Origin of the sequence: Aquiflexum sp. (genome assembly GCF_041749095.1) — a bacterium.
In the GTDB taxonomy this organism is placed as follows: domain Bacteria; phylum Bacteroidota; class Bacteroidia; order Cytophagales; family Cyclobacteriaceae; genus Aquiflexum.
This window is the reverse complement of record NZ_JBGTCA010000502.1, coordinates 1-2,591: the sequence shown is the minus strand read 5'-3', so window position 1 is coordinate 2,591 and position 2,591 is coordinate 1. Positions and strand designations below refer to the sequence as shown.

Below are 2,591 nucleotides of genomic sequence, written 5' to 3'. Positions count from 1 at the left end.
GCAAGTATGAGTCCTTCCATTGCTTTGAAGGTGATGCGGTATTTTGGAGAAATCCCTAAAGAGAAAAAGGAAGACTACCAACTGACACCCAAAGAATCCGAAGTCCTCAAAAAACTGGCCGAAGGCCTCAGCTACAAAATGATCGCCGATGAACTCGGCATCAGCTACTTCACCGTCAACAACCACGTCAAAAAGATCTATGAAAAGCTCCATGTACATTCACTTGGGGAGGCGGTGGCATTGGCATATAAGAAGAAGTTGTTGTGAATGGGTTTCCCGCAAAGACGCTAAGGCGCAAAGAAGGGTAAGGTTTTAGAGTCTGCCTGAGGTCAACCTTTGAGGTTTTTTTTGACCTCGAAGGTTTTGAGGGATGGAAGATGGTAAAATAGTAAGAACTTGTCCGCATTGGCGGATTGAAAAATTGCCCCTTAATTCCATTGTTTGTAAGGGTTCCCGCAAAGTCGCGAAGGCGCAAAGGAAGGGATAAAGTTGGAAGATGGTCAAATTGTAAAATTGCCCCTTAATTTCATGATTCGGTTCAATATTTGAACACTAAGAAGTTTCCAAGCTATGGGTCTTTACCCCATTTCAACCTCGAGGGATCATGGTTACCACATAGAACATAGGAGATCACATAGTTTTAAAAGGAAGAGTTTATAGCCTCCATAAGAAGTAATTGAACATAAAAAATATATACTCTATGAATCTATGTGGTAATAAATAGGCGGCAAGACCTCCACTTCAGTGATTGTCACTCACTCTCTCATATAGCCATTCTATTTATTACCAAGACAGGATTTCTTTCCGCCAAAATAAATGTCTCCACTCACTCAAATATATTAATGCTGAAAATCCTTCAAGGTCCAAAAAAAAACCTCAAAGGTTATAGCCATATTTAGCTATTTCCATTGGGTAAAAGCTTGGGTATTTTTGTTTGAAAGGATTTGAACTACAATGAATTACTTAATTCTGAATTGTTGTCCATCCTATTCTATTTAAAAAATATTTTCAATAATTCTAAAATTTTTATCCAATGAAAAATCAATTCACAAATCGAAAAGTAATGCAGGTACTCCAATCCTGGAAATCGCACATTTGGCTTACGTTCGGGCTATTGCTGCTGGTAGGAGCTTGTAATGAAGGTATGTTCAATGATGATGACCTTAAAAATGACCTTGAGCTGCAAGCTCAGTTTTTGCTGTCAAAAGTTGACAAGATCGGGATTTCAGATGCAGCGCATGGTGGGATCGATGAGTTTTACTTTTTGGAGCAGACCATTGGTAAGGCTCCTAAATTCAACGGTACTTTCCATTCCAACCTTAATCCTATTGTGGAAATCAGTGATGATTTTGAGTTTAAGACTTTCCATCAGGTATTCAGCAGGGATGCATTCGGGGTAAAACAACTGATGGTCAATCAAACAGATGAATTCTACCTGGCCAACTGGAATACGGCAGAAACCAAGGCTGTCAAAGGCAAGATTTACAGGATAAGGGTGAGGGTAGGAGAAAGGGTGATGGGTTTTGTAGATGTGGGTATAGTCTCTCCCCAAACCAAGAAACTTGAAAACAACCTTGTTCCATTGGTCGAAAACCAAACCATGAAAATAGCATTCAGGCTGGAAGACAAAATTTGCCCTGCAAGGATTGAGGTTTTGCCTGAAGAAGCTACCGTACCTGTGGACGGTGAACAGCAGTTTGAAGCCATTGTTTATAATTTTTATGATGAAGTATTAGAAGATCAGAATGTGAAATGGATGTTGGGTGACAATGAAATTGCTTCCATATCCTCCACTGGACTATCCAAAGGACTTCAAGCAGGTGAAGTAACTGTATTTGCTCAAAGTCAAGATGTGACCGGCACCGCAACCTTGACTGTAGAGGAGGAAGAGGATCCCAATACAGTGACGGATATCGAAGGGAATGTGTATAAGACAGTACAGATAGGTGACCGAACATGGATGGCTGAAAATCTTAAAGTTACTAAGTATAACGATGGAACTCCATTGCGTTTCCTCACTTTTGGAGTGGATGGGAATGTCGAGGGTTATTTTTCTTACAATAACAATCTGCAAAATGGTGAGAGGGATGGGTTTATCTACACTAAGTGGGTGACTGCGACACTAAGTGAAAAAAATATTTGTCCCGAGGGATGGCATGTACCAACGCATAATGAGTGGATTACTCACCTTTTTGCAGTATTGGCACCTGGATTACCAAGTGATTGGCCAACAATAGCTGCAAACAAAATGGTGTTAGGAAGTTCGTGGCCAGACATGACAATTGATGAAAACACCAATATCAGCAGATTCAATGCTTTAAGGACAGGCACACTGAGTTTGGGCATAAGCCAAGGATTTGGCAACAATTCTACTACATGGCTAACTCTAGAGGGACCGGGTAATCCCCCAAATGTAATTTTTGGAATTAATCCTACATTTCTTGAAAATGGAGTTTCAATAGCGGGAGATACTGGAGCATTTAATTTTCCGGGATGCATTAGATGTCTTAAAGATTAAAACACGTGACGGACCAAATATAAAAGCGCCTGCCTTCGGGCAGGTTTTTTCTTCGCTCAAGGGAATCAAAACA

2 protein-coding genes are annotated in these 2,591 nt (G+C 40.4%); both read left to right on the top strand.

The features are described 5' to 3' along the window. Positions 1–267 (top strand): helix-turn-helix transcriptional regulator (locus ACEW8O_RS23045; RefSeq protein ID WP_373496983.1); only part of this gene is annotated, 267 nt, incomplete at its 5' end. A gap of 766 nt (positions 268–1,033) precedes the next feature. Next, on the top strand, positions 1,034–2,518 hold the full coding sequence (locus ACEW8O_RS23040; RefSeq protein ID WP_373496982.1) for an FISUMP domain-containing protein: 1,485 nt from the start codon (positions 1,034–1,036) through the stop codon (positions 2,516–2,518). Positions 2,519–2,591: the final 73 nt, after the last annotated feature.

Coding starts and splice junctions, on each gene's coding strand:
- ACEW8O_RS23040 (WP_373496982.1), top strand. CDS start 1,034: ATGAAAAATCAATTCACAAATCGAAAAGTAATGCAGGTACTCCAATCC.